Origin of the sequence: Streptomyces sp. NPDC020747, assembly GCF_044334695.1 — a bacterium.
In the GTDB taxonomy this organism is placed as follows: Bacteria; Actinomycetota; Actinomycetes; order Streptomycetales; family Streptomycetaceae; genus Streptomyces.
The window spans coordinates 692,864-713,899 of sequence record NZ_JBIRTJ010000002.1 but is presented as its reverse complement, the minus strand read 5'-3'; the positions used below and the strand labels follow the sequence as shown (position 1 = coordinate 713,899).

12 protein-coding genes are annotated in these 21,036 nt (G+C 71.6%); 5 read left to right on the top strand and 7 right to left on the bottom strand.

Annotated features, from left to right (window positions below):
- The first annotated feature begins 113 nt into the window (after positions 1 to 113).
- A complete protein-coding gene (locus ACH4YP_RS08255; protein WP_398489885.1) occupies positions 114 to 1,025 on the top strand; it encodes a hypothetical protein in 912 nt (303 codons plus the stop codon).
- Here the strand turns inward: ACH4YP_RS08255 and ACH4YP_RS08250 are convergent.
- Positions 964 to 1,884 carry a rhomboid-like protein gene (locus ACH4YP_RS08250; protein ID WP_398489884.1) on the bottom strand — a complete coding sequence of 307 codons (921 nt, stop codon included), beginning with the start codon at positions 1,882 to 1,884 and terminating at the stop codon, positions 964 to 966. The two genes, ACH4YP_RS08255 and ACH4YP_RS08250, sit on opposite strands and share 62 nt — an antisense overlap.
- 159 nt (positions 1,885 to 2,043) lie before the next feature.
- Here ACH4YP_RS08250 and ACH4YP_RS08245 point away from each other — a divergent pair, with 159 nt between their 5' ends.
- The 4 genes from ACH4YP_RS08245 (at position 2,044) to ACH4YP_RS08230 (ending at position 9,172) form a co-directional block, all read left to right on the top strand.
- Entirely contained in the window at positions 2,044 to 2,757 is a 714-nt protein-coding gene (locus ACH4YP_RS08245; protein WP_398489882.1) for a spermidine synthase, read from the top strand.
- 112 nt (positions 2,758 to 2,869) lie between these two features.
- On the top strand, positions 2,870 to 3,607 hold the full coding sequence (locus ACH4YP_RS08240; protein ID WP_143636317.1) for a response regulator transcription factor: 738 nt from the start codon (positions 2,870 to 2,872) through the stop codon (positions 3,605 to 3,607).
- Positions 3,608 to 3,944: 337 nt separating this feature from the next.
- Positions 3,945 to 5,069: an ATP-binding protein gene (locus ACH4YP_RS08235; protein WP_398489881.1), complete on the top strand. Its 1,125-nt coding sequence runs from the start codon at positions 3,945 to 3,947 to the stop codon at positions 5,067 to 5,069.
- A gap of 296 nt (positions 5,070 to 5,365) precedes the next feature.
- Positions 5,366 to 9,172 carry a multifunctional oxoglutarate decarboxylase/oxoglutarate dehydrogenase thiamine pyrophosphate-binding subunit/dihydrolipoyllysine-residue succinyltransferase subunit gene (locus tag ACH4YP_RS08230; protein WP_398489879.1) on the top strand — a complete coding sequence of 1,269 codons (3,807 nt, stop codon included), beginning with the start codon at positions 5,366 to 5,368 and terminating at the stop codon, positions 9,170 to 9,172.
- A gap of 119 nt (positions 9,173 to 9,291) precedes the next feature.
- Here ACH4YP_RS08230 and fxsT read toward each other — a convergent pair whose 3' ends face one another.
- The 6 genes from fxsT to ACH4YP_RS08200 form a co-directional block, all read right to left on the bottom strand.
- The gene (fxsT, locus tag ACH4YP_RS08225) at positions 9,292 to 12,309 is read right to left on the bottom strand and encodes an FxSxx-COOH system tetratricopeptide repeat protein (protein ID WP_398489877.1); all 3,018 of its coding nucleotides are present in this window, start codon (positions 12,307 to 12,309) and stop codon (positions 9,292 to 9,294) included.
- A 69-nt stretch (positions 12,310 to 12,378) separates the two neighbouring features.
- Positions 12,379 to 13,668: an aKG-HExxH-type peptide beta-hydroxylase gene (locus ACH4YP_RS08220; protein ID WP_398489875.1), complete on the bottom strand. Its 1,290-nt coding sequence runs from the start codon at positions 13,666 to 13,668 to the stop codon at positions 12,379 to 12,381.
- A gap of 362 nt (positions 13,669 to 14,030) precedes the next feature.
- The gene (locus tag ACH4YP_RS08215; protein ID WP_398489873.1) at positions 14,031 to 17,177 is read right to left on the bottom strand and encodes an SAV_2336 N-terminal domain-related protein; all 3,147 of its coding nucleotides are present in this window, start codon (positions 17,175 to 17,177) and stop codon (positions 14,031 to 14,033) included.
- Positions 17,178 to 17,182: 5 nt separating this feature from the next.
- Positions 17,183 to 18,202: a MoxR family ATPase gene (locus tag ACH4YP_RS08210; RefSeq protein WP_055618113.1), complete on the bottom strand. Its 1,020-nt coding sequence runs from the start codon at positions 18,200 to 18,202 to the stop codon at positions 17,183 to 17,185.
- A gap of 157 nt (positions 18,203 to 18,359) precedes the next feature.
- Positions 18,360 to 20,462 carry a trypsin-like peptidase domain-containing protein gene (locus tag ACH4YP_RS08205; RefSeq protein ID WP_398489871.1) on the bottom strand — a complete coding sequence of 701 codons (2,103 nt, stop codon included), beginning with the start codon at positions 20,460 to 20,462 and terminating at the stop codon, positions 18,360 to 18,362.
- Positions 20,459 to 20,869 carry a CU044_2847 family protein gene (locus ACH4YP_RS08200; RefSeq protein ID WP_398489869.1) on the bottom strand — a complete coding sequence of 137 codons (411 nt, stop codon included), beginning with the start codon at positions 20,867 to 20,869 and terminating at the stop codon, positions 20,459 to 20,461. The genes ACH4YP_RS08205 and ACH4YP_RS08200 overlap by 4 nt, the downstream gene beginning before the upstream one ends.
- Positions 20,870 to 21,036 lie beyond the last annotated feature (167 nt).

Below are 21,036 nucleotides of genomic sequence, written 5' to 3'. Positions count from 1 at the left end.
TTCGCTGTGAGCGATCACGTCGGCGAAGGTCGGTGAACGTCTCGCCCGGCCGGTGCGTCACAGGTGTAGCGCCGGGTTCCTCATCCGTTCCGGCCGTCCACCTCGGGGGCATCATGCGGACCGCTCGACTGCGTCGGTTGCTCGTCGTCACAGGCCTGTTCGTCACCGCGGCCGTCGGGGTCTCCGGCTGCGGAGACAAGTACGGCGACAGTGGCTCGCGGCACGACCCGGCCCGCACCGCGGAACGCGCGCGTCAGGTCTCCGACGCCTGGGAGGGCTCGGCGGCGGCGCGGGCGTGGCGTGCGGGGTACTTCCCGCTGGGGGACCCGGTCCGGCTGCCCGAGGGGGCGTTCCACAGCGACGCGGACAAGCAGGCGTACCAGCGGCAGAACTTCGAGCTCCGCGGTTCCCTTCCCGGCGCCCCGCCGAAGAAGGGGGAGGTCCGCTGGCCGAGCGGCGGCTCGCTGGCCGTTCCGGTCGTGTCGGCGCGGGCGGCGTACGAGAAAGTCGGCACGGGTTCCGGTCCCGGGACCGGGCCCCGGCTCACCGTGACCGGCGCGCGGCTCGGGGAGATGACGATCCGCACCAGCCGCGGGCCGGCGACGGTCCCCGCCTGGCACTTCACGATCAAGGGCTACGACACGCCGCTCAAGCGCGTCGCGGTCGTCGCCTCGAAGCTTCCGAAGCCCCCGGTGAAGCCCGTACCGGACCTGACGGCAGACCTGTGGGAGCTGGCCGGACTGGACACGGTGTCGCGGGACGGCCGGACCGTCGTCCTGCGCGCCCACCACGGGGCCTGTGACGACGGCCCCGGCGTCGACGTGCTGGAGAGCGGGGACAACGTGGTGTTCTCCGCCTGGATCCGCAACCCCTCCGACGGTCTCTGCACAAAGGAACTGCGCGCGAAGAAGGTGACCGTGAAACTGGACCGGCCGGTCGGCGACCGCATGCTCCTCGACGCGTTCACCGGCAGGCCCGTGCCGTACGAGGGGTCTCCCGGGTCCCGGTCGTCGTCCTGGAGCTGACCCGTCGCAGCAGCGGCCAGGTGGCCACCCCGATGGCCAGTGCCATCACGTGGCCCCAGTTCGTCATCGGATCCGTGAACGCGATCAGGTCGCCGACGACCATCCAGCCGAACACCGCGAGCACGGTCCAGCGCAGCCAGGGACTCAACAGCCCGGCCAGCGCGCCGACGCTCGCGGCGACGCCGAAGCTGATGCCGTAGTCGTAGCGGTGGAGCGAGCTCTCGGGGAGGTGCCCGGCGAGGACGGAGAGGCCGACGGGTATCTCGGTGGCCAGCGTCGCCAGGCCGTGGCCCAGCAGGAAGACGCCCGCCGTACGCCACCCGCCGATCCGCCGCTCCAACGCGGTGAGCACCAGCAGGAAGGCGATCACGTACGCCGACGTGAGACCTCCCGCTATCCACAGCGCGCTGGCGACCAGCACGCGCACCGGCGACTGCGCCAGATGCGCCACATCGGTACTGGACCCCTGGAGCACCCGGTCCACCAGGTCCGGGTCCCCGTACTCGGCAATGAGAGAGGTCACCGCGAGGACGACCGCGTAGCCGAAGGTGAAGGAGGTTCCGGTGGGCGTGGGGAACAGCCGCCAGGGCCGCACGCGGCGAAGGGGGGTGAGCAGGGGCCGGGCACTCCCGGTGGTGGCGGGCGGCGCGTTCTCGGCAGCCGCGGTCGCGCTCTCGGCGGAGGCGACAGCGACATACACGCGCTCGACGGCGAGAGGCCGCTGCCGCGGGATGCCGTCGAGCCCGGCGGCGGGAGCGGCGCCCGGACCGGTGGCGCGAACGGCGTAAGGATCGGCGGTGGAGGCGGAGGGTGCGGCGGGGGTCGTCGTCTCCGCGCCGCTCGTCACAGGCCTTTTCACGGTGGAGGCTCCTTCCGTCACCCCCACCCTCAGCTTCGCACGGCCGGCCTGTCTGTGACGGGCGCCACCGAAGGACCGATTCACAGCGATCTCTCATCGTCGGGCGCGGCCCGGCGCAATTCAGCTGCTCGTGCTGGGGGAACTTGCCAGGATGGCCGCATGACCACCTCGCACGACACCTCCTACGGCACCCCCTTCGACGCTTCCCACGGCGCTCCCGAAGTCATCGACCGTCGCGAGGGGCCGTACGGCGAGGTCGTGCTCCGCCGCCACGGTGGGCTGCTGCAGATCATCGCCAACGGGTGTTTCCTCATGGACACCTCCGACGGACGCTCGGAGAGACGTCTGGTCGAGGCCGCGCTCGGCGCGCTGGACGAACGGCCGGGGCCCGACGTCCTGATCGGCGGCCTGGGCGTCGGCTTCTCGCTCGCACACGCGGCCGCCGAGCCGCGCTGGGGCAGGATCGCCGTCGTCGAACGGGAGCGGGCGATCATCGACTGGCACCGGTCCGGTCCGCTCGCCGGGCTTTCGTCGCGCGCGCTCGCGGATCCGCGTACGGAGATCGTCGAGGCGGATCTCGTCGCATACGTCAATGAGACGTCCGACACGTACGACGCGCTGTGCCTCGACATCGACAACGGACCCGAGTGGACCGTCACGGAGGGCAACGAAAACCTCTACTCGACGGCCGGACTCGACGCGTGCGCAAGGGTGTTGAGGCCCGGCGGGGTACTGGCCGTGTGGTCGGCCAGACCCTCGCCTGATTTCTCAAGAACCTTGCGGAATGCCGGGTTCCGACGGGTGCGTACCGAAGAGATCCCGGTTGCCCGGGGCGTTCCGGACGTCGTGCATCTCGCGATCGGGCCTGGATAGCCGAGCGGCGGTCACTGCCCGTACCCTGCTGACCTGACGCCGATCATTCAAGCGTCAAGCGCAGTCATGGAATCACCCCACTGGTTCCGGAAAGCACACTCAGGGGCGGGCGATGGAGCAGACACACACCTCCCAGAACGGCACGGCGGCCACGCCGGGCGCTCAGCGCCGGGTGCTGGTGGTCGAGGACGATCCCACGATCGTGGACGCCATCGCCGCCCGCCTTCGTGCCGAGGGGTTCCTCGTGCAAACGGCGGGTGACGGGCCGGCCGCCGTCGACACGGCGGAGGCATGGCAGCCCGACCTGCTGATCCTCGACATCATGCTGCCCGGTTTCGACGGCCTGGAGGTCTGTCGCCGGGTGCAGGCGGCCCGTCCGGTGCCGGTACTGATGCTCACCGCGCGCGACGACGAGACGGACATGCTGGTCGGGCTCGGCGTGGGCGCCGACGACTACATGACGAAGCCGTTCTCGATGCGCGAGCTGGCCGCGCGCGTGCACGTACTGCTACGACGCGTGGAGCGCGCCGCGCTGGCCGCGTCGACGCCGCGCTCGGGCATCCTGCGGCTCGGCGAGCTGGAGATCGACCACGCGCAGCGCAGGGTCCGGGTGCGCTCCGAGGACGTGCATCTCACGCCCACGGAGTTCGACCTGCTGGTCTGCCTCGCGAACACGCCGCGCGCGGTGCTCTCGCGCGAGCAGCTGCTGGCCGAGGTGTGGGACTGGGCCGACGCGTCCGGCACCCGCACCGTGGACAGCCACATCAAGGCGCTGCGCCGGAAGATCGGCGCCGAGCGCATCCGTACGGTTCATGGCGTGGGCTACGCGCTGGAGACCCCGACGCCCTAGAGTCGGGCACCCTGGTTGAGGGGCGGAAGTGATGAGCGGTATCGGTGCGTGGCGCAGGAACGTGCTGGCGGTTGCGGGATCCCGTTCACCTTTCGGCAGGCGCCCGGGCTCGGGCAGGCGCTCGGGACCAGGGGCACATGCCGGCTCGGACGCGGGGTCGCCCACCGGCTCGGGTACGGGTGCGTTCGTCGGCCCCGGTCCGGACTCACCGCCCCGTACGGGTACGGGTATCGAAGCCGGTAGCGGTACGGGCTCGGTGTCCGGACTGAGTCCGGCGCCCGATTCGAGTGCGGCGTCCGGATCGGCATCGGTTTCCGGAACGGCCCCCGCTTCCGCGATGGCGTCGGCCGCCGGTGACACCTCCGCGGCGGGATCGGCCACGGGCTCCTGGGGCGAGGTGCGGCCCTTCTCGATCAAGACGAAGCTCGGCGCTCTGGTCGTCGTCTCGGTCTTCATCACCACCGGTCTGCTGATGATCGCGGTGCGCACCGAGACGGAGCTGCGCTTCATCACGGTCTTCTCGGTGATTGCGACCCTGCTGATCACCCAGTTCGTGGCGCACTCGCTGACCTCCCCGCTCGACGAGATGAACACCGTGGCGCGGGGCATCTCGCACGGCGACTACACCCGCCGGGTCAGGGGCGCCGACCGCCGCGACGAGCTGGGCGACCTGGCCCAGACGATCAACCGTATGGCCGACGACCTGGAGGCCCAGGAGCGCCAGCGCAAGGAACTCGTGGCGAACGTCTCCCACGAACTGCGCACCCCCATCGCCGGCCTGCGCGCGGTCCTGGAGAACGTGGTGGACGGCGTGTCCGCCGCCGACCCCGAGACGATGCGTACGGCCCTGAAGCAGACGGAGCGGCTGGGGCGGCTCGTGGAGACGCTTCTCGACCTGTCCCGCCTGGACAACGGCGTCGTACCGCTGCGCAAGCGCCGCTTCGAGGTGTGGCCGTACCTGTCCGGCGTGCTGAAGGAGGCCAACATGGTGGCCTCCGCGCGCGCGGGCATAGCCTCGGGCTCCGGCAGCCACACACGGACGGACGTCCATCTGCACCTCGATGTCTCGCCGCCCGAGCTGACCGCGCACGCGGACCCGGAGCGGATACACCAGGTCGTCGCCAACCTCATCGACAACGCGGTCAAGCACAGCCCCCCGCACGGCCGTGTCACCGTGAAGGCCCGGCGCGGCGAGGGACACGAGTCGCTGGACCTGGAGATCCTGGACGAGGGTCCGGGCATCCCGCGCTCGGAGTGGCACCGGGTCTTCGAGCGGTTCAACCGCGGCGGTGTGGTCGCCCCGCACGGTCCCGGCAGCGACGGCGGTACGGGTCTGGGGCTCGCGATCGCCCGCTGGGCGGTGGATCTGCACGGCGGCCGGATCGGAGTGGCCGAATCCCCGCGTGGCTGCCGGATCCAGGTCACTCTTCCGGGCGTGCCTTCGCTTGACAGGTTGACGTAGGGTTCAAATCGAGAGCCCAAGATCCATGAGTGAAACGTGTGATCGGGCAGCAGGACACGTGTCATCGCGCGGTCCTCGTACGGAGGCTCGGCCTTTCGGGGTCGCAGTTCTGACCCAACGTGTCGGTTCCGCATCGGAACCTCGCTTGTTTCCCGCCATTTCCACCACCGAAACACGCTTTTCGATGTGACTTACGCGACGATGACCATGCCCGGCCTGACCTACGCGGTCCGGGAGGCGTAGCCTTTATTCCCGCTGTCCATCACCTTGTGAAGCGGAAGAGGGCGGTTGCCGCCGTGTCGCCACAGTCCCCCAGTAACTCGAGCACCTCGACCGAGGACCAAGCCGGGAAGAACCCCGCTGCTGCGTTCGGTCCCAATGAGTGGCTCGTCGACGAGATCTATCAGCAGTACCTCCAGGACCCGAATTCGGTAGACCGAGCCTGGTGGGACTTCTTCGCCGACTACAAGCCGGGCGGCGTCGCCGCCTCGGCTCCGTCGGGTACCGCGGCCGCGGGGGCCGCGGGTACCACCACGGTCGCTCCGGCCGCACCTGCCGCGCCCGCGGCTCCGGCTCAGGCCGCTCCGGCCCCGGCCGCACCCGCGGCGCCGAAGCCCGCGGCCGCCGCGCCGGCGAAGCCTGCCGCCGCTGCTCCCGCAGCGGCTCCGGCTCCGGCGAAGCCCGCCGCGGCCGAGCCGGCCGCCGAGAAGGCCGCACCGGCGCCGGAGTCCCCCGCGGGTCCGGAGTACGTGACGCTGCGCGGCCCGAGCGCCGCGGTCGCGAAGAACATGAACGCCTCCATCGAGGTGCCCACGGCCACGTCCGTGCGCGCCGTCCCGGTGAAGCTGCTCTTCGACAACCGCATCGTCATCAACAACCACCTGAAGCGTGCCCGGGGCGGGAAGATCTCCTTCACCCACCTCATCGGCTACGCGATGGTGCAGGCCATCAAGGCCATGCCGTCGATGAACTACTCCTTCGTGGAGAAGGACGGCAAGCCGACGCTGGTCAAGCCGGAGCACATCAACTTCGGCCTCGCCATCGACCTGGTGAAGCCCAACGGCGACCGCCAGCTGGTCGTCGCGGGCATCAAGAAGGCCGAGACGCTCAACTTCTTCGAGTTCTGGCAGGCCTACGAGGACATCGTCCGCCGCGCCCGTGACGGCAAGCTGACGATGGACGACTTCACCGGGGTCACGGTCTCCCTGACCAACCCCGGCGGCCTCGGCACCGTCCACTCGGTCCCGCGTCTGATGCCCGGTCAGTCGGTCATCATGGGCGTCGGCTCGATGGACTACCCGGCGGAGTTCCAGGGCACGTCCCAGGACACCCTGAACAAGCTCGGCATCTCGAAGGTCATGACGCTCACGTCGACCTACGACCACCGGGTGATCCAGGGCGCCGCGTCGGGCGAGTTCCTCCGCGTCGTCGCGAACTACCTCCTCGGCGAGAACGGCTTCTACGACGAGATCTTCGAGGCCCTGCGCATTCCGTACGAGCCGGTCCGCTGGCTCAAGGACATCGACGCCTCGCACGACGACGACGTCACGAAGGCCGCGCGCGTCTTCGAGCTGATCCACTCCTACCGGGTCCGCGGCCACGTCATGGCCGACACCGACCCGCTGGAGTACAAGCAGCGCAAGCACCCCGACCTGGACATCACCGAGCACGGGCTCACCCTGTGGGACCTGGAGCGCGAGTTCGCGGTCGGCGGTTTCGCCGGCAAGTCGATGATGAAGCTGCGCTCCATCCTCGGCGTCCTGCGCGACTCGTACTGCCGCACCACCGGCGTCGAGTTCATGCACATCCAGGACCCGAAGCAGCGCAAGTGGATCCAGGACCGCATCGAGCGCTCGAACACCAAGCCGGAGCGCGAGGAGCAGCTGCGCATCCTGCGGCGGCTGAACGCGGCGGAGGCCTTCGAGACCTTCCTGCAGACGAAGTACGTCGGCCAGAAGCGCTTCTCCCTGGAGGGCGGCGAGTCCGTCATCCCGCTGCTCGACGCGGTGCTCGACAGCGCGGCGGAGTCCCGTCTCGACGAGGTCGTCATCGGCATGGCCCACCGCGGCCGGCTGAACGTCCTGGCGAACATCGTCGGCAAGTCGTACGCGCAGATCTTCCGCGAGTTCGAGGGCAACCTCGACCCGAAGTCGATGCACGGCTCCGGTGACGTGAAGTACCACCTGGGCGCCGAGGGCGTGTTCACCGGTCTGGACGGCGAGCAGATCAAGGTCTCGCTGGCCGCCAACCCCTCGCACCTGGAGGCGGTCGACCCGGTCCTGGAGGGTGTCGTCCGCGCCAAGCAGGACGTCATCAACAAGGGCGGCACGGACTTCACGGTCCTGCCGGTGGCCCTGCACGGCGACGCGGCCTTCGCGGGCCAGGGCGTGGTCGCGGAGACCCTGAACATGTCGCAGCTGCGCGGCTACCGCACCGGCGGCACGGTCCACGTGGTCATCAACAACCAGGTCGGCTTCACGGCGGCGCCCGAGTCCTCGCGCTCCTCCATGTACTCGACCGACGTGGCCCGCATGATCGAGGCCCCGATCTTCCACGTGAACGGCGACGACCCGGAGGCCGTGGTCCGCGTCGCGCGGCTGGCCTTCGAGTTCCGCCAGGCGTTCAACAAGGACGTGGTGATCGACCTCATCTGCTACCGCCGCCGCGGTCACAACGAGTCGGACAACCCGGCCTTCACCCAGCCGCTGATGTACGACCTGATCGACAAGAAGCGCTCGGTGCGCAAGCTCTACACCGAGTCCCTCATCGGTCGCGGCGACATCACGCTGGAAGAGGCCGAGCAGGCGCTGCAGGACTACCAGGGCCAGCTGGAGAAGGTCTTCACGGAGGTCCGTGAGGCGACGAACGCGCCGTCCGAGGCCCATGCCCCGGACGTGAAGCCCGAGTTCCCGGTCGCGGTCACCACGGCGGTCTCCCAGGAGGTCGTCAAGCGCATCGCCGAGTCCCAGGTCAACATCCCCGAGCGCGTCACCGTCCACCCGCGTCTGCTGCCCCAGTTGCAGCGCCGCGCGGCCATGGTCGAGGACGGCACGATCGACTGGGGCATGGGCGAGACGCTGGCCATCGGCTCCCTGCTCCTGGAGGGCACCCCGGTGCGCCTCTCGGGCCAGGACTCCCGCCGCGGCACGTTCGGCCAGCGCCACGCGGTGCTGATCGACCGTGAGACCGGCGAGGACTTCACCCCGCTCCAGTACATGTCCGAGGACCAGGCCCGTTACAACATCTACGACTCGCTGCTCAGCGAGTACGCGGCGATGGGCTTCGAGTACGGCTACTCGCTCGCGAGGCCCGAGTCCCTGGTCATGTGGGAGGCGCAGTTCGGCGACTTCGTCAACGGCGCCCAGACGGTCGTGGACGAGTTCATCTCGTCGGCGGAGCAGAAGTGGGGCCAGACGTCCGGCGTCACGCTCCTGCTGCCGCACGGTTACGAGGGCCAGGGCCCGGACCACTCGTCCGCGCGCCCGGAGCGCTTCCTCCAGATCTGCGCGCAGAACAACATGACGGTCGCGATGCCGACCCTCCCGTCGAACTACTTCCACCTCCTGCGGTGGCAGGTGCACAACCCGCACCACAAGCCGTTGGTGGTCTTCACCCCGAAGTCGATGCTCCGCCTCAAGGCGGCCGCGTCGAAGGCGGAGGAGTTCACGACGGGCGGCTTCCGTCCGGTCATCGGCGACGCGTCCGTGGACCCGTCCGCGGTCCGCAAGGTCGTCTTCACCGCGGGCAAGGTCTACTACGACCTCGACGGGGAGCGCGTCAAGCGCGGCTCGACGGACACGGCCATCATCCGCATCGAGCGCCTGTACCCGCTCCCGGGTGCCGAGCTCCAGGCGGAGATCGCCAAGTACCCGAACGCCGAGAAGTACCTGTGGGCCCAGGAGGAGCCGGCGAACCAGGGTGCCTGGCCGTTCATCGCGCTCAACCTGATCGACCACCTGGACCTGGCGGTCGGCGCGGACGTTCCTCACGGGGAGCGGCTGCGGCGGATCTCGCGTCCGGCGTCCTCCTCACCGGCCGTCGGCTCGGCGAAGCGGCACCAGGCCGAGCAGGAGCAGTTGGTGCGGGAGGTGTTCGAGGCCTGACGGCTTCGAACGCGTCGTTCAGCACGTACGCGAACAAGGGCCCGGCCCCGAGTCTCAGGACTCGGGGCCGGGCCTTTCCGCTTGTCCGGCGCGGCGGGGTGACGCCGGCCGGGTGTTCGTCAGCCCAGGTAGGGCTCGAAGTCCCAGTAGGGCCGGGTGCGCTGGCGGGCCGAGATGGTGTGCGGGTGCTGGGCGCCCAGGGTGCGGGTGAGTGAGAGCAGGCCGTCCTCCTCCAGCTTCCCGGCCTCCTCCTGCTCACGTGCCGCACGCAGGTCCGCGGAGAGCGCCACCTGGCAGGAGAGGGTGAGCGGGTGCTCCTCCCCCAGCGAGTGCCGGGCCCGGCGCAGGGTGTCGCGGCTCAGGTCGACGGCGTCGGAGATACGGCCGTTGAAGTTGCGCGCGCTCGCGGCGTTCAGCGCGCAGCCCAGCACCCAGGGGTGGTCGGGGCCGAGCGTGGCGGTGAGACCGGCCATCGCGGACTCGAACATCGACATGGCCTCGGCGCGTTCGCCGGCTGCCTGCATGACCAGGCCGGTGTTGGTGAGCATGCCGGTCGCGACGGGGTGTGCGGGGCCGAGGAGGGCCCGGTAGCCGGCCTCCGCCTCCGCGATCAGATCGCGTGCCTGGCTCAGGTCGCCGTGCTCCCGCAGGAAGTTGCCGTAGTTCGTGAGGAAGGACAGCGTGCGGTGGTGCTCCCGGCCGTTCAACTGCACCATCTGTTCCAGGAGGCTGGTCATCGAGGGCCCGACGTCCTGTGTGTGGCCGCCCTCGCGGCGGCGGCACATGGTCAGTTGGGCTCGTGCCTCCAGGGTCTGCGGATGCTGTGCGCCGAGCACCTGCACGTGCAGCCTGACGACCGGCTCCTGGCGTGCGAGCGCGTCACGGTAGCGGCCGAGGAGACGCAGACTGTGGGTGACCGCGTTGCCCGAGCTGAGGGTGTTGATGTGCCGGGCGCGCAGGACGCTCTCACGCCTGGCGAGGGTCTCCAGGTCGAGTTCGTACGCGTCCGTGTACCTGCCGAGGAGCCGGAGCCCGACGCCGAGGTTGTGCCGGGCGACGAGGGTGGGCAGCTCGTCCTGGCCGAGCAGCCGACCGATACCGTCGAGGACCTCCCGCTGCAGCTCGTACGCCTCCTCGTACCGGCCGAGGTGGCGCAGACTCGTGGCCACAGCGCCCTTCGCGGTCAGCTCGCCGAGTTCGTTGCGCTGCGGCGCGGTCTGCAGCTTCTCCAGTACGCCACGGTCCAGTTCGTAGGCGTCGCGGAACCTGCCGCCGGCCCGCAGGATGTGGCCCTCCTGGTTGATCAGGTCGAGCATGGGCTGGGCGAGCCGGTCCATGGCGCGGTCCCAGCGGTCGTGGATCCGCTGAGCCAGATCCAGTCCGGCCTTGAACTCCCCGCTGCGCAGGCAGTAGCGCAGGCAGTTGAGGACGGCCTCCTGGACCCGGGGCGTGGTGCTGCCCAGCGCGCCGGACGGTTCCAGGTGTGGAAGCAACTCCGCGTAGCGAGGCCAGTTCCTGCTGTCCACGGGGTTGCCCGGGTCGGCCTCCGCGAGGAGGGTACGGACGGCCCTACGGTGGGTGGCGCGGCTGTCTTCACTGGCCAGTTTGGAAACGATGTCGTGGACCAGACGGTGCATGTGCACGGACTCCTGGTGCGGGCCCATCTCCGCACCGGCGGGGCCGCGGGTCTCGCGGGTGAGCACCGAGTAGTTGACCAGCGTGTCCAGGGCCCGGGTCCAGGCGGGCAGGTCGGTGGCCATCCAGCGCAGTTCCTCGGGGAGATCGGCCTGTGGGTAGGCGCGGATGAGGCCGAGCGGGATGCGTCCGGGTGCGAACGACGTACACAGGCTCAGTACGTCGATGGCCTGTGGCTGTGAACGGCGCAGCCGGTTGAGCAGTATCGACCAGGAGGTCATGGACGACTGCGGGAAACCCTCGCCGGTGGCGGGTTCGTCGACGGTCGACAGCTTGCGTTCGCGGACCATCCGCAGATACTCGGGCACCTCCATGCCGGACTCGCCGAGCCAGGAGGCGGCCTGTACTAGCGGCAGCGGTACGTCGCCGAACTCGACGGCCACCTCGTCGGCCTCGTCCGCGGTGATGTGCGGGGCGCGGCGCATGAGGTAGCCGGTGGATTCCGCGCGCAGGAAGGCGGGGATCTCCAGGATTTCCGTGTGCTCGCTCCAGCCGCGGTTGCGGGAGGTGACCAGTACGTGCCCGGGTCCCTGCGGGAGCAGCGCCTCGATGTCGTCGGTGTCGTCCCAGCCGTCGAAGATCAGAAGCCAGCGGGAGTGCGGCTCCCCGCGCCGCAGGGCGTCCCGCACGGCGCGGATGCGCTCGCCCGGCTCGCTGCCGCTGCGCAGACCGAGTTCCACGGCGAGTTCACCGAAGCGGTCACGCTGGATGTTGCGGTCGTCGGAGTTGATCCACCACACCATGTCGTAGTCGGGGCTGAAGCGGTGGGCGTACTCGGCGGCCAGCTGGGTCTTGCCGATCCCGGACATGCCGAGCAGTGTGCAGGCGGCGGCGCCGCGCTCGGCGTCGGCGAGACGTTGGTGGAGGCTGGCGAGGAGATCGTCGCGGCCCGTGAACCGCGGGTTGCGGCGCGGGACCTCTCCCCAGATCTCGGCACGTGTCTCCGGGTAGCGGAGCCGGGTGGGTGCCGCCCTCGTGGTGCGACGCCGCTCCAGGCCGAGGCGGCTCAGCAGACGTTCCTCGGCCGCCTCCTCGCTCAGGCCCCACATGCTGGCCGGTTCGAGGACCGCGGTGGCCGGAAGCAGCGGTCGGTTCGTGAGGTTGACGGCGGCGAAGCGGTCCGCGTGCGCGGCGACGAAGCCGCGCAGGGCGTCGTTCCACTCGCCCGCGGGGCGCGGGCCGAGCTCGAAGAACCAGTCGTTGAGGACGAGAAGTACGCGTCCGCTGGACAGCAGCAGGTCACCGAGCGAGTCCTCTAGCGGGACCTCACGAGGCGGGTCCCAGCGCTGCTGGGTGGCCCGGTTGCCGTGCCGTTCCAGGCACTGCGCGATCCACGCCGCCCACGAGCGGTGGTAGCCCGGGAAGACCACCAGGAAGTGCTCCGGTGCCGCTGAGCCGCGGTCTGCCGCGCTCTCCCCGCCCGACCGCCGCTGTTCCGCCATCCCAAGCTCCCTGCTCCCGCTGTGCCGCACTCATTCACGTGCCGAACGCGACCGATCTTGCACCCAGTGTCACCTGCGGATCCGGGCCGCCACGCCGAGACTCGCATGATGCCTGCCCATCTCCCGGGCGAACTCCCCTCCCGCAAAGGTCAGTTCATCGGATTCAAGCAGGATGGACAAGGCCTCGCTGACTCTCCCGCGATACGACTCGAACTGCTCCGCGGCCCGCTGCCGCCACTCTTTGGGAGTAGCGGGCCCGTTCCACGCCCGCCACCAGAGATCGGTGAGAGCCAGATGCGCGTACGCCCCCTGAAGAACCCCCGGGACGGGGCGCGGGTCCGGCCGCCATCCCACGCGGTGCAGAGTGCCCCCCTCCGGATGGAACAGGGGTATGAGTTCATGGAGGGAGGCCAGCTTGTTGTGATGGGCCTCGTGCACCAGGATCTCCGTCAACTGCGGTGCGTCAGCGGGCAATTGAGCGAGTACGGCGCCGGGAGCGGCCCGGAGTGTGGCGCTCATCGCGGCCCCGCCGGTGCTTTCCGACAGTGCCAGGGGCACCACGGCGCGCAGCACCGCCATGGTCTCGGCAGCACGCCCGGGGTGGGTCGCCGAGAGCAGCTCATGAGCCTCGCGCCAGCGCTGCGCCCAGAGCCTGTGGGCGGAGAGCGGCCGCTCGGCCGCGGGTAACGCCGCGGGGCCGATCCCGCGCGGCAGCACCCGGTAGGGGTCCAGGTCGTCAAGTACGACCGCGCTGCCGGGCAGTACGCGCAACGCGGTCCAGCCCGGCCCGCCACCGAGCGGGCGCGGTGTACCCGGCCGGTTCCTGGCCGCGAGGCTCAGCAGTTCCACTCCGTGGCCCGCGCCGTCCGTGATCCGTACCAGCCCGGCGTGACCACTCAGGCGGGCGCTGCCCGACAGGCAGCGGAGCATGCCGAGGCCAGGCAGCGTCAAGGTGCCCGTCGGCAGTGTCAGCGTGCCACCGACCCGGCACCCCGCGCGGACGGCGGCGGCGACGGCGACACCGCCCAGGTGAGCCAGATGCCTTTCGAAGGCGGGGCCGTCGGGCGCTGCGAGCGCCGCGGAGAGCCAGGCCCCGGTCATCGGGTAGTCGACGACGTCACGGACCGCCGCGGCATCGGTGCGCTCCGCACGTTCGAGCAGTGTCCAGTCGCTCTTGAAGCGTTGGCGCACGGCTGGTGACAGCAGGGTGCTTCGCCGTTCGACCAGGACGAGCAGCGACTTGAGAAGCAGCAGTCGACGCGCGTGGAGTCCGGCACGCAGTGCCGCCGTACCGGCCGGCGAGGGCTGGGTCCTCGCCAACTCCGCGAAGACCTCGGAGGTGACGGACGACGGAGTCATCCCAGCCTTGCCCCACCCCGTGCGGACTCCGCGCATCCGACCGAAAACGAACGCGCGGCGAGCTCTCTTCGCACATGAGCCGGATCACTCGTCGTGTGCCAGACCTCCCCGGACTCGCGCGAGTTGTCCAGCACCTGATCAACAGCCGCGGCAAGCCCCGGATCATCCATGGCACGCAATGTCCGCAGGTCGACGTCGGTGAGGTCGGGCAGGGCCACCGTCCGTCCGGTGTCCCGGCCAGGGTCGGCCGCCCGATTCCTCTGCTCCCCCACCCTCGGCTCCTCCCTGCCGACGCCCGCCCCGCACGGCCGCAACGGCTGCCCAGTTCTTCCCGACGCGTGGGAATCAGAAACCCTTACCGATCAACTCCGGTCATGCGCCGAGCGGTTGAGCCACCCCTCGGACCAGGGGTACCAGGGCGGCGAGGCACGTCCCCACTCGTCGTCCGGCAGCGGCCGGCGCCCGCTCGGCGGAGCCGGTCGCGCGGCGAGTTCCTCCGCCGCTCCGCGGGTCGACTCGACGTCGTCCCAGTCGACTTCGGTGAGTACTCCGACGAGCCGCTGCCACTGGTCGCGGGCCGCCCGGTAGGCCTCGCCGGCCGCGGCGGGGCGTCCCATGAGGGCGAGGACCGCGGCGCGGCCGTGCAGCGCGCGGGCGGCCGTCACCGAGCCGGGATCGTCGCCGTGGGCCCGGTCCGCCTCGCGCCGCGCGGCCTCGTACGCCTGGAGCGCGTCGGCCAGGACGGGCGCCCCGGCGCGACGCCACAGTTCCAGGCGCACCCGCCCCAACTGGAGCCAGGACTCGGCCTGTACGCCGTCGGGGGCGGCGGACCTGACCGTCTGCCCGAGCAGGTGCCGGCTCTCGTACAGGTCCGGCAGGAAGCCCAGATGCCGGAACCGCTGTGCCAGCGCGCTCCCGATGAGCCCCTGGAGTCTGCCGCGCTGGGCGGACCGGGCGGGCAGGGCCTTGAGTGCCTCGCGCAGGACGTTCTCGGTCCGGTCGACGATGCCGGCGCCGTCCGGCCGGGAGGCACGCCGGAGCAGTGACTCGCCCCAGGCGGTGAGGAGTTCGCAGCGCCGGACACTGTCCGGCGGGGCGAGCATGGCTGCCGTCTCGTACGCCTCGTCGGCCGCCGGGTGGTCGCCCTCCGAGTCGTGGAAGGCTGCCCGGGCGGCCAGGCAGGACAGGCGCAGGGCCGGGTCGTCGGCCGCGGCGCGTTCGGCGCGTACGAGGGCGTCGTGGGCCTCGGTTCCGTCGGCCCCGGAAGCGTGCAGGGCGCGGGCGAGATCCAGCAGGGCCGGGCCGCGTACGGCGTCGGGGGCGCCCTCGCCGTCCAACAGGGCGCATCCTTCGCGGAGTTCGGCGACCGCCTCGCCGGGCCGGTCCAGGTCGAGCAGCAGCCGACCGCGGCGCAGCAGCCGCGCCCGGCGCAGGGGTTGGGGCCAGGGGCCGTCCGGGTCCGGCGGGACGTCGGGGCCGCCGAGAACGCCGAGTGCGGCGGTGAGCTGTGCGGTGTCCGCGGTGAGGCGCCACAACTCGTGCCGGGACGCGGCGAGTTCCAGTGCCGCCTCGCTGCGGTGGGAGCTGTCGGCCGGTGCCGTGCGGTGTGCGCGGTCGAACTCGGCGACGGCGGCGTTCAGGAGCTCCGTACGGCGGTCGCCGGTGCGTGCGGCCGCGGTGCCGGCCTCCGCCCGCAGGATCCGGCCGAGGAGCACATGGGCACGTACGGCGTCGGGGAGGGCGGCGCCGTCCTGGCGTACGGCTGCTTCGGCCTGTTCCTTCGCGCGGCGCAGGACGGTCGGGTCGGCCAGGGCCTGCCACTGGCCGAGGAGCCGCTCGGCCTCGGCGAGAGGGACGGGGGTCTCCAGGTCGGGCAGGTAGAAGCGCAGGACGCGGGCCGGGATGCGGGCGAAGAGTTCGGCCTCGACGTCGCCGCGGTCGTCCTCAAGTCCCTCGCCTTCGGTGACGCCGGTCGCGGTGACGGTCGTGTCGTGGTCGGCGAGACGGGCCGAGGCGAACGCGGCGAAGTTGCGGGTGCCCTTGCCGAAGTGGCGTTCCACATAGGCGGAGCAGTGTTTGAGGACCAGTCCGGCGGTGTCCTGGTCGAGTGAGCCGAGCAGCAGGTCCTGGACGCGGCCCGGGTAGACGAAGCAGGGCTGCCGTTCGGTGCCGGGCAGTTGCCTGAGCAGGCCGCCCAGGAGGACTTCGGCCAGTTCCATGGGTCCGGTGTCCGGGAGCATGGCCCGCTGGACGAGTTGCATGACGGGCAGGGTGAGCGGGGCCGCGGCGAGGTACACGGCCAGGCGGACCGCGCCGGGCGAGGCGCCGGCCCGGAAGGCACGCAGGAGTTCGTCGTCGCCGCGCGGGGCGGGGGGCTGGGCGGGCACGTTCTGCGCCGGGGCGGGGGCGGGGGTGGTCCAGGCGGCCCAGGCCCGTTCGCTGGTGGGGCCGGTGCCGGACAGGAGTCGGGAGAAGGCCTCGAAGGCCTCGGGCGTCGGCTGGAGCACCGGCACGGGGCGGGCTCCGGCGGCGGGCTCGTCCCAGGGTTCCTCGTCGGGCAGGAAGGTGGTGCGTCCGCCGGTCTCCGCCTGCCTGACCAGGAGCCCCGGTTCGGCGGGCAGCGCGGTGCGGCCCCAGAGCCGGGGCGGCAGCGGCTGGACGACGGCGAGCGGTGAGGTGCGGGGCCAGCCGTGCAGCAGCCGCTGTGCGCTGCCGTTCTGCCACAGGGGTCCCACGCAGTCACTGATGACGAGGGTGAGCCAGCGGCCCGTGGGATCGTGGAACTCGTCGGCCGAGCGCAGCCGGGTCTGGTGGCGGGGCCCGGCGGTGGTGCCGATGAGCGGGATGCCGCCGTCGCCCGCGTACAGGTGGTGGACCCGGACGCTGCCGAAGGCCCCCGACTGCTGGCAGGCCTGGCGCAGTTCCTCGACCAGTTGCCCCCAGACAGCCATCGCGGGGCCGGTGTCCATCAGGAGCTGGATGTCGCAGCGCCGTCGGCGGCCCGGGCGGCGGACGGGCACCAGGACCCCGCTGGCGGCCGCGTGGTCGGCGGTCGCCTCCTCGTCGATCGCCCCGTCCCGGGGCGGGGCGGCGGGTCCCCGGTAGCGGCCCAGGGCGCGCAGCGCCTGTTCGAGGCCCAGCAGGCCCGGCAGCGCGGTGGCCGCCGGGGCGCGCACCGGGAAGACCTGCCGGGCGCCGTCGGTCCCCGGACCGGCACCGCCGCCCGTCGTGTGCAGGGGGACGGCGCCGCCGAGCGAGGTGTCCGTACCGGGTTCCCTGCCGGTTCCGGGGGTGTGGTCCGCCGGTGAGCGGATCGTCGGCCCCGTCCCGTTGGTCCCGTTCTCCGGCGGGGCGGGCGGGTCGGCCTGTCCGCGGTCCTGCCCGGCGCGGGGCGGCGCCGGGTCGAGCCATCGGGACAGCCAGAGGGCGTCGGCCACCTCTTCGGCGGTCGGGTCGAGACCGCCCCGGCGCAGCCGGCCGATCAGGTCCTCCAGATGCATCCCGTGCATCCGGCTCACCGCGAGCGGTCGAGTGGGTGCATGAGCAGGTCCGCGATCCGCTCGCGGGTGAGGCGCTCCGCGTGGGGTGTGTGCTGGGTGAGGAAGAGGGCGTTGAGCAGTTGGTCCGCGGCGACGACCTCGCCGGGCTCCCGGTCGAGGAACCGGTCGATGAGATCGCGGCCCTGCTCGACGCTCTCGCCGCCGAGGTGTGCCTCGACCATGGCGGTGAGCTGTTCCTCACCGGGCGGTTCGAGCTCCAGCTGGATGCAGCGGCGCAGCAGGGGAGCGGGGAAGTCCCTCTCCCCGTTGGACGTCAGGATGATGAGCGGGAAGGCGGTGCAGGCGACGCGTCCGCCGTGCACCGGCACGCGGCGGCCGTCGTGGGTGAGCACCTCGACGACGGGTTCGCGGTCGGCCACGCGCTCCAGCTCGGGGATGGCGAACTCGCCTTCCTCCAGCGTGTTCAGCAGGTCGTTGGGCAGGTCGAGGTCGCTCTTGTCGAGTTCGTCGATCAGCAGGACGCGGGGCACCTCGGCGGGCAGCAGCGCGGTGCCGAGGGGGCCGAGTCGTACGTACGATCCGATGCCGGACGGGGCTGCCGCGGGCGCCGCGGTGGCGCCCTGGGCCCGCTCCAGCTGGACGTCCTGGAGGCGGCCGATGGCGTCGTAGCGGTACAGGCCGTCCTGGAGTGTGGTGCGGCTGACGACGGGCCAGCGCAGTACCCGGCCGAGGCCCAGCTCGTGGGCCACCGCGTAGGCGAGGGTGGACTTGCCGGTGCCCGGGTTGCCGGTGACGAGGAGGGGGCGGCGCAGATAGAGGGCCGCGTTGACGGCGTCGACCTCGGCGGGCCGGGGCGCGTAGTTCTCCACGAGGCGCCGCCGTACGCCGAGCCGGCGGGCGCTGCTGGGGTCGTCCGGGCCGGACTCGGGTCGGTCGGGTGCCGCCGCGAAGTCCCGCCAAGGGGGCGGCGGGGGTAACTGCCGCACACCGTCGTGCGGCTGACCCACCCCGCGGTAGATCCGCCAGTCGTTCACCATGGGCTCCTCCCGGCTCTGGTGATCATGCAGCGGGTCCCGGCTGTTCGATGTACGACGTTACCGCCGGTGCGCCGGGCCTGCCGAGCTTCCTGTTCGTCCGGTGTCGAATCCGGTCAACGAACATCCGTACGAGGCAAGGGAGTTGGGAGTCGATTCACGTGTCGGGGGCTGCCATGAGGGGCGGTTGCATGGGTTCCGTTCCGTGTGGCGGACGATCCGGCGGATCGAACAGTACAGCGATGTCGCCCACGAGACCCTCCGCCGTGTCGGGATCCGACACCCGGATCCGGAGCTCGCGCACCTGCCGGTGCAGACCCTCGGCCCCGCCCGCCAGGCCGAGCAACTGCCCGGCCCGCAAGTGGAACTCGCGGCATTCCTCATGGTCGTGGCCGTCCCTGCGCCACAGCACCAGGGGGTGCCCGGCGGCGAGCGCGGCCGCCATCGCGTCGAGGCCTGGGCCGCTGCCGACCGGACCGCAGTGGACGGGAACGTACGCGTCGTCCATGCCCGAGAGCCGCCCGTACGCGGCCATCCTGCCCTCCGGGCGTCCCGTCTCCGGGTGCCCCTGTGCCGTCGCCTCACCTCTCAACGGCCCGGCGGACAACGGCCGGCTCGCCACGCCCGCCCATCGCCGGCGCCATTCGGGGCTGGCCGGCCGGGCGTTGCGCCGACGGTCCCGGATGACGACGACCCTGCGCAGCCCGAGCGGCATGGACTGTTCGTCGAAGAGGTCGGCGTCGTCCCAGGCGTCATCGGGGCCGAGCCGCCAGTCGTCGAGCGGCACGTCGAACAGCCGGCGCGGCAGGAACGCCTCGACCGCGGCCAGGTGTTCGCCGCGGTCGCCCAGGCGCAGGGCCTCCGCCAGCGGCTCCCTCAGGTGCTGGCGCAGTTCGTCGCGGCGCACCCCGTGGTCGTTGCTGTAGAGCGGGGTGACGTCCTGGCCGTCGTAGAGAAGCTTGACGCTCAGGGGATACCGCTCTCCGTAGACGGGCTCCCCGACGTCGACGAGTACGTCGGCCCGGGCTCGGGCCGGTGTCCCGGCGGGCGTCCTCGTCGGCGTCGGCCCTGCCACGGTGACGACGGTCGCCGGTGTCCGGAGGGTCTCCTCGGACAGGCGGTCCAGGAGGGCGTCGATGTCCTCGCGGATGGCCTGCCGTGCGTAGAGGGTCGCCTGCTCGGTGATCCAGGCGGTGAAGTCGCGCAGCCGGTCGCGGTCCACGTCGGCGGGGTGGTCGAGGGCGGTCTGCCTGGCCACCTTCGCCGCGTACAACAGGACGGCGTCGAGGGCGAGTTCGGGTCTGCCGCCGTGGTCGTGGTCGCCCGGGTCCCGCAGACCGTGCAGGAGTCCGGCGCCCTCGCGCCAGGTGCGCGGGTCGTGCTCGATGGGCGAGCGGTAGTCCTCCTGCACCACACGGGACTTGACCTCGTGGACGAGGTGCATGACCTCGCCCGGGCCGCCGGGCGGCGGGAGATGGGCGAAGTGGCCGTAGAGACGGACGCGCAGTCCGGGGGCGAGCCCGGGGGCACCGGGGCCGCGGAGCCGGGTCTGGGTCCTGGTCCAGTCCGCGCCCGCCGTCGGGTCGTTGAAGCGGCCGAGATGGTGGAGGTCGTGCTCCCCCATGACGGTGTGCAGGATCTCGCCGCCCCGCACGTCGTACAGCTCGCGCAGCGCGGTGATGGGGACGGCTGCCCCCTCGTGCCGGCCGCGCCCCTTGTTCATGCCGATGACGGCGCCGTGCCGCAGGTCGACCACGGGCCCGCCCGACACTCCCTCGACCGGTGTCTGGCCGGTGAGGAGCAGCGCCTTGCCGTCCAGGGCGGACGCCTCTCCGATGCCGTGCCGCATACCGAGGTCGCCGGTCTGCCGCGACCAGCCGTGCAGGCTGACCGGAGCGGGGATGGTCGGGGCCCGGTCGCTCAGCCAGACGCACGACGCGTCGTCCGCGCCCCGCACCCTGACGAGCGCGATGTCCGGGAACCGCCAGCTGCCGCGGGCCCCGTCGGGCTCCTCGGGCCGCGGTTTGGCGAGCACCACCTCGCCGGTGGTCTTGCCGCCCTGCCAGGTCACGCCGACGGCGTTGCCACTTCGCCACACGGCCGCTCCCCCCTTTCCCACGACATGGGCGCAGGTCAGCAGCCAGCCGGGTGCTATGAAGAAACCGCTGCCCCAGTACTCCTCACGGTCCGGTGCATACCCGTCGCCCGGGGCCACGATGCGCGCGAGCGAGGGGCGCACCATCTCCTCAAGGGCGCTCATCCGGTGCCGGAGGCCGAGGGTCCGGGCTGCCCGTCGCCGCCGTCTCCCTGCCCCGCAACCGCCGCGCCCGCCTGCCCCGCGGGCTCGGTCCAGGTCAGGGACACGGAAAGGGAAGCCTGGCCACCGCCTCCCGCGATGGCTCCTACGATCCTGCCTGCCTGCGCCGACAGTTCGATGCCGAAGCTGACGGCCACCTCGACGGGTGCCGGGGTGTCCAGACCGGCGCGCAGGGAGCGCACGACGCCACCGACCGCGTCGGCCAGTCCGCCCGCCATGTCGACGATCCGGTCCCCGACCCCGGTGTCCTGATATCCGTCCCCGTCCAGCGCGGCCTCGTCCGCCGCACCGACCCTCGCCCATACGACGGTCCCGTCGTCGAGCCGTATCCGTTCGATCCCTCCACCCACGGCGCCCCCGTCCGTTCGCTGCCGGTTTCCCTTTGCCAACTGTGAAGCTCCCCTACCGCAGGGGAGGAGAAGGCTAACTCCCGACCTGGGACATGTGCGAGGGGCACTTATCGGTGACCACCTGTCGGTGGCGGCTCCCGGCGACCGGATCCGGCGGCCAGTACATA